This is a genomic window from Hyphomonas johnsonii MHS-2, assembly GCF_000685275.1.
GTDB classification, from domain to species: domain Bacteria; phylum Pseudomonadota; class Alphaproteobacteria; order Caulobacterales; family Hyphomonadaceae; genus Hyphomonas; species Hyphomonas johnsonii.
Genome location: NZ_ARYK01000014.1, coordinates 49,069 through 56,031, shown reverse-complemented (window position 1 = coordinate 56,031; position 6,963 = coordinate 49,069). Strand labels below are relative to the sequence as shown.

Here is a 6,963-nt window from a genome sequence, read left to right as displayed (position 1 = left end):
CGCCGCCACTCGGCATGCAGGCGGTTCGCCTCGATCTGCGCCTCTTCGAGCGGCTTGAACGTACCAAGACCGACATGCAGGCGGACAGTCTCACGGCGGAGGCCCGCAGCATCCAGTTCCGACAGGAGGCGCGGCGTGAAGTGGAGACCGGCGGTCGGGGCGGCAACCGATGCCGCGTCCTCGCCGGCAAAGGCTGTCTGGTAGGTATCGCGGTCTGCCGCATCGGCGGGGCGGCGGCGGGCGATATAGGGCGGCAGCGGCATGGCGCCGTGGGCGTCGAGCGCCCGCTCCAAAGCGGCGCCGGACTGCGAGAAGGCGAGTTCGATCTCGCCCCCTTCGAAGCGCTGCGTGATGACGGCGTGGAAACCTTCGGCGAAGCGGATCGTGTCGCCCGGCTTCAGGCGTTTGCCCGGCCGCGCCAAGGCCTGCCATGTATGGTCGTCGACACGCTCGACCAGGTTGACGTCACAGGCCACATCCGCGCCGACGGCGTCACGCGCCGGGCGAACGCCTTTCAGCGCAGCGGGCAGGACCCGCGTGTCGTTGAACACAAGCACATCACCGGGGGCAAGGTAGCGCGGCAGGTCACGCACGTGGGCGTCTTCGAGCCGCCCGTCACCGTGCACGACCAGCAGGCGCGCGGAATCCTGCGGATCGGCCGGACGAAGCGCGATGAGGCGCTCGGGCAGGTCGAACTGGAAAGCGTCGAGATTCATGGGCGCGCCCGTCCTGGCAGCGCCAGCCTGGCGTTACTGCTCAACCACGCTGGCCACGGAGGGAAGGTCGCAAACGGTCACGTCCTCACCTTTTTCGGCAAGCTCGGCGTTGAACTCTGCTGTGTCGGTACGCATGACCCAGACAGCCGGGCGTTCGGCAACCGGCAGGTCGGCGGCGATCTTGGCAGACATCAGAACGTCGGGGTTGACCACTTCGCCGCCCTCGGATTCCTTGCCGGGCTTGAGGGCGAGCACAACGTCCTCGCCTTCGACGACCCGGCCCCAGGCGGTGTATTCCTTGTCGAGGTGGCGGGAGGTAGCGCGCATCAGGAAGAATTGTGAATTTGCGGAATTGGGATCAGAAGTGCGCGCCGTCGACACCACGCCGCGGCAATGCGGGATCCAGCTGGTGACCAGGCCGTCCAGCGACATTTCGGCGAAGAACGAGGCCTGCGTCTCGACCGGGAATCCGTTCACATAGCCACCCTTCGCCGAATCCACCGGGCCGATTGCGGCCTGAAGCGGCATTTCTGCGGGGTCGCGGCGGAACGTGAATTCGCCCGGGATGTTCGGCAGCCCGGATTCGCGGCCCTTCAGGGCGTAAATGTCACCACCCTGGGCCATGAACCCGTTGATCACGCGATGGAAACTCGTGCCGTCGAGCTCACCCGACTGGATCAGCGTGGTAAACTGCGCAAAATGCTTCGGCGCGACATCGGGGAAGGCCTCGATCAGGATGCGGCCCTTGGTTGTTTCGAACACGAACAGGCGTTCGGGGTCCACAGCGCGCCAATGGTCAGGATCGGCCTTCGCCTGCGCGGCGGTGACCGCCGGAACAGCTTCCTCATTCGTGTCTGTATCGGCGCCAGCCGCCAGCGCCACGGCCAGGGCCGAGGCTGCAATCACCAGGGATGCGAATTTCATTTACCGTATTTCTCCATCAGGGCGCGCTTTACGTCAGCGCTCACAAAAGGCGAGATATCGCCGCCCAGGCTCGCAATTTCCTTCACGAGCCGGGACGCGACGGCCTGATGCTTAACATCCGCCATCAGGAAGACTGTTTCAATGTCGGGATTCAGTTGCTCGTTCATCGCCGTCATCTGGAATTCGTACTCGAAATCCTGAACCGCCCGCAGGCCGCGCAGGATGATCTGCGCGCCGCAGGCCTCGGCGAATTTCATCAGCAGGCCGTGCATGGGCATGACCTTGATTTCCGCCATGCCCGGCCCGGTAAACTGGGCACATTCGGCCTTCACCATCCTGACACGCTCCTCGAGCGAAAACAGTGGCTTCTTGGCTTCATTGACGGCCACGCCAATGACCAGCGTATCGACCAGCTTCATGGCCCGCCCGAAAATGTCGATATGCCCATTGGTGGGGGGATCGAAGGTTCCGGGATAAAGACCTATTCGATGCACTGGCAGACCCTCTCGCTTATTCCGACGTCTCTGGCGACCCGGCTTCTGCTGGCCCGCCTTCGTCCCCATCCATATCGGTTTCAGCGTCTTCCACAAGGCGCGCGACGGAAACAACGTGCTCGCCTTCCGCTGTCCGCAGGACCCAGACGCCAGCCGTGGAGCGGCCCGCGATGCGGATCTGGTCAACCGGTGTACGGATCAGCTGGCCGCCATCCGTGACGAGCATGACCTGGTCGCCATCATCGACAGGGAAGGACTGTGACACCTGCTTGGTTGGCCCGGCCTTCTTGTCGCGGCCCCAGATGTTCTGGGCGACAAGGCCTTTGCCGCCGCGCCCGGTGGTGCGGTAGTCGTAGGCGGACGAGCGCTTGCCCATGCCGTCATCAGCGATCGTGAGGATGAATTCCTCGGCAGCGCCCAGCTCGGCGATACGCTCGGGGCTCAGTGCAGTGTCAGCGACGGCCTCGTCGGCATCATCCTCGCTGATTTCCTCTTCCTCGCCTGTCGCGGCACGACGCATCGCAGCGGCGTGCTTGAGATAGGCGCGCGCCTCTTCGGACGACGCCTCGACGTGGCGCAGGATACCCATCGAGATGACTTCGTCCTTCGCACCGAGACGAATGCCGCGGACGCCGGTCGAGTTGCGCCCGGCAAACACGCGCACGTCGGTCACCGGGAAACGGATGCACTGGCCAAGCGCGGTGGTGAGCAGGATGTCGTCATGCTCGGAACAGATCTTGACCGAAACGATGCCATCACCCTCGTCGAGCTTCATCGCGATCTTGCCGTTGCGGTTCACGCGGGTGAAGTCCGCCAGCTTGTTGCGGCGCACCGTGCCGGAGCGGGTGGCGAACATCAGGTCGAGCACTTCGTGCGCCGTTTCGTCATCCGGAAGCGGCATGACGCTCTCGATGCGTTCATCGGCTGCCAGCGGGAAGATGTTGACCAGCGCCTTGCCACGGGAATTCGGCCCGCCGACGGGCAGCCGCCAGACCTTTTCCTTGTAGACCATGCCGGCCGACGAGAAGAACAGGATCTCGGTATGGGTCGTCGCCGAGAACAGCTTGACCACGAAATCCTCGTCTTTCATCGACATGCCGGAGCGGCCCTTGCCGCCGCGATGCTGCGTCCGGTAGGTCGAGAGCGGGGTGCGCTTGACGTAACCGCCATGCGTCACGGTGACGACCATGTCTTCGACCTCGATGAGGTCTTCGTCTTCCATGTCGATTCCGCCCATGGCGAATTCGGAGCGGCGCGGCACGGCAAACTTTTCCTTCACGTCAGCCAGCTCAGCCTTGATGATCTCAAGGATGCGCGGGCGTGAGCGCAGGATGTCGAGCAGGTCGGCGATCTTGTCGGACAGGGCCTTCGCCTCGTTGCCGATCTCGTCGCGGCCAAGGCCGGTAAGCCGGTGCAGACGCAGGTCGAGAATGGCGCGCGCCTGTTCGTCGGACAGGTAGATCGTGTCGCCGCCGGACCAGCGCGTGCGCCGGTCCGCGATCAGTTCGAGCAGCGGCCCCATGTCCATGATCGGCCAGGCCTTTGCCAGCAATTGCTCGCGGGCGGTGGCCGGATCCGGCGCATGGCGGATGATGCGGATGACTTCGTCGATATTGGCCACAGCGAGGGCAAGACCAACCAAGACGTGAGCCCGGTCGCGGGCCTTGTTCAGTTCAAACTTGGTGCGCCGGACGATCACTTCCTGCCGGAAGGCGATGAAGCAATCGAGCACCTTGCGCAGGTTCATCAATTCTGGCCGGCCGCCGTTCAGCGCCAGCATGTTGACGCCGAAACTGGTTTGCAGCTGGCTGAACCGGAAGAGCTGGTTGAGCACGACTTCGGCGCTCGCATCCTTGCGCAGTTCGATGACGACACGGATGCCGTTGCGGTCGGATTCGTCGCGCAGGTCGGAGATGCCCTCGACGCGCTTTTCGCGGACAAGTTCGGCAATCTTGGTGATCATCGCCGCCTTGTTCACCTGGTAGGGAATCTCGGTGATGATGATCGCCTGGCGGCCGTTCTTGGCCTCTTCGATATTCGTCTTCGAGCGCATGATGACCGAGCCGCGGCCGGTGGTGAGGCCCTTGCGGCTGCCGGCATAGCCCATGATCAGGCCGCCGGTGGGGAAGTCGGGACCAGGCACGATGTCGAGCAGGGCCTCGTCGTCGATCATCGGGTCGTCGATCACCGCCAGCGTGGCATCGACGACTTCGCCGAGATTGTGCGGCGGGATGTTGGTGGCCATGCCGACCGCGATGCCGCCGCCGCCATTGACCAGGAGGTTCGGGAACTGGGCCGGCAGGACCGTGGGTTCCTGCTGCGAGCCGTCATACGTGTCCTGGAAGTTGACGGTATCCTTGTCGATATCGGCGAGCAGGTAGGTCGCCGCCTTGGTCATGCGGCTTTCGGTGTAACGCATGGCGGCTGGCGGATCATTGTCGATCGAGCCGAAATTGCCCTGCCCGTCGACCATCGGCAGGCCAAGCGAGAACGGCTGGGCCATGCGCACAAGCGCGTCATAGATCGCGCTGTCGCCGTGCGGGTGGAAATTACCCATCACGGCGCCGACGATATTGGCCGATTTCTTGTAGGGCTTGTCCGGCGTGTTGCCGCCGACATGCATGGCGTAGAGGATGCGCCGGTGCACCGGCTTGAGGCCGTCGCGCACGTCTGGCAGCGCGCGGCTGACGATCACGCTCATCGCATAGTCGAGATACGAGCTCTTCAGCTCCGATTCGATGGAAATCGGCTCAATGCCGTCCACGTGAATTGGACCGGCACCACCCGCATTCTCGGGGGTTTCCGGCTCGTCCGGCGGGGTCGTATCGTCGCTCATTGGGAGGCTTTCTGTGTATCCGGTCGCTTGGGGCGGGGGCAGTGCCCGAATCGCCTATATTTATTGAGAAAACACTAGCAGGCGGAGGGGACGAAAGCCACCCTTTTGGCGGGATTTTGGCAGTTGGCGACGGTGACCGGCCCGACACGAAAAACAGCCCGAACATATGCACGAAAAAAGCCCGGATATTGCCCGGAAACAGGCCGAAACTGTTCGACTCAGCCCGACAGAGTGGCAACATAGTTGGCCACACCGGAATAGGATTCCAATTCTGGCTTGTAGGCACCGATCTTGTACAGGTTGCCATCGATATCAATTCGGGAAATGTCAAAACCGTGCGACACGAGCAACTCGAACAGAGCGCGGAACATGACGCTCGAGTTCACGTCCGAGGGGCCAAACTCAAACTGGACAGAGCGGACGCCCCGGCGCGCAAATATTGACTCGCACCCTCGCAGGACGCTGAATTCGTGGCCTTCGACATCCATCTTGAGCAAATGGATTTCCTTGATGCCGAGACGGCTCACGACATCATCGACTGTATCGACCAGGACCGTTGTCTCGGTCGCGGTTTCGAAACTCCTCTCCTGACGCGCATGAAATGATGCCAGATGGTCATCGCCGTAGTTGTAGAGCTTGAGTTCCCCCGGCATGTCGCCAAGCCCTACGCCATGGATGAATACATGGTCAGATTGCAAAAATTTGTTCTCCAGTTCCCGGACGAGTGCGGGTTGTGGCTCGAACAGGTGAACCGTGGCGGATGGCTTGATTTCCAAAGCGAGCGCCGTCCATTCCCCGTTGTTTGCGCCGACATCGAAAATGATGGCATCGTTCGGCAGGCCGAGCTTTGAGATAGCGCGTTTTTCAGACTGGACGTTCCAGCCGCTGCCTCCTCGCAATGCCTGTAGAAATTCGCCGGTTCGAACGAAATTCGCGCCGAGTTTATGACGAACTTTCCGAGGCATCACGCCAAATGCCACGACCAGAAGACGTTTCATACCAACTCCAAACACGTTTTGCCTCAACCAATGCGCTCAACTCAACGTCAGTGGTTCTTACTTTTCAACTTGAAAGCAAGCATCGGGCCAACATGAATTTGAGCTCACGCCCATCCGCTTTTACGAAATTTGTCTATTCGGCGGCCCTCAGCGCCCCGAGATCGGACAGGGCGCGCATGACGACGGCCTTGCGTTTCGGCACGTCGGCGCCCGGATCGGTCATGTCCATGTTGAAGGCGAAAACATAGGTGCCGGGCGCCTCGCCGCCAGTCTGCTCGAGCCAGCCGACATACCAGCCGATATCGGTTTCGCCGGCGACCGTTTTCCAGCCTGTCTTGCCGTAGAGGGTCCAGCCCGGGCCGGAATCGGCCGCCATCATGGGCACACCCAGCTCGTACGTCCGCGCCGACAGCGGCAACGTGCGCCGGGCCAGGTGGGCGAGGAAGGCGACCTGCTCCTGCGCAGAGATCGCCAGCGGGCCCGCCAGCCAGTATTGCGTGACGTTTTCGGGCGGGCCGACATCGGCGTTGCCATAGTGGAACTGGTCCAGCCAGTCATGCAGGGCCGGGGCGCCGATGCGGGGCGTCAGCGCCTGGTAGATCCAGACCGTCGACCGCTTGAAGGCCGCCGCGAAATCCTGCGTCTGGTTCCAGGAGTTCGCCCAGCGCTTCACGCCGTCCCATTCGAAGACCTCGTCCGGGCCGGACACGGCGCCGGTTTCGAGCGCGATCAGCGTGTGCGGTATCTTGGACGTCGAGGCCGGGGTGAACTGTTCAGCAGAGCGGGCCGGATTGCTGATCCATGTGCGCTCGTCTTCCAGCCGGTAGATCACCAGCGTGGCAGTGGCCGGATCAGCGCCTGCCGCCGCCACGCTCTCGTCCAGCGCAGGTGGCAACATAGTCGCGCAGGCGGCCAGCACGAGCGCCAGGAGGGCGGCCAGGACCCCTCCGGCGACCGGTGGGGGAGACGCGTGCCTGCGCCGCATCATGGCCCCT

6 protein-coding genes are annotated in these 6,963 nt (G+C 62.8%); all 6 read right to left on the bottom strand.

All coding sequences use genetic code 11. The annotated features are described in order from the left end of the window. Positions 1-716: S-adenosylmethionine:tRNA ribosyltransferase-isomerase (locus HJO_RS17390; protein ID WP_035619596.1), on the bottom strand; the 716-nt coding region annotated here is incomplete at its 3' end. A 33-nt stretch (positions 717-749) separates the two neighbouring features. Beyond that, positions 750-1,640, bottom strand: coding sequence for a peptidylprolyl isomerase (locus HJO_RS17385; protein WP_035619594.1), 891 nt, complete (start codon positions 1,638-1,640; stop codon positions 750-752). After that, entirely contained in the window at positions 1,637-2,134 is a 498-nt protein-coding gene (gene coaD / locus HJO_RS17380; protein WP_035619592.1) for a pantetheine-phosphate adenylyltransferase, read from the bottom strand. The genes HJO_RS17385 and coaD overlap by 4 nt, the downstream gene beginning before the upstream one ends. A 16-nt stretch (positions 2,135-2,150) precedes the next feature. Continuing rightward, complete coding sequence (gene gyrA, locus HJO_RS17375; protein WP_035619590.1) at positions 2,151-4,970, bottom strand: DNA gyrase subunit A; 2,820 nt, start codon at positions 4,968-4,970, stop codon at positions 2,151-2,153. Between the two features lie 218 nt (positions 4,971-5,188). After that, positions 5,189-5,968, bottom strand: coding sequence for an FkbM family methyltransferase (locus tag HJO_RS17370; protein WP_084142209.1), 780 nt, complete (start codon positions 5,966-5,968; stop codon positions 5,189-5,191). A gap of 133 nt (positions 5,969-6,101) precedes the next feature. Then, positions 6,102-6,953 carry an OXA-1090 family carbapenem-hydrolyzing class D beta-lactamase gene (blaOXA, locus tag HJO_RS17365; protein WP_277813179.1) on the bottom strand — a complete coding sequence of 284 codons (852 nt, stop codon included), beginning with the start codon at positions 6,951-6,953 and terminating at the stop codon, positions 6,102-6,104. Between the last annotated feature and the right edge of the window lie 10 nt (positions 6,954-6,963).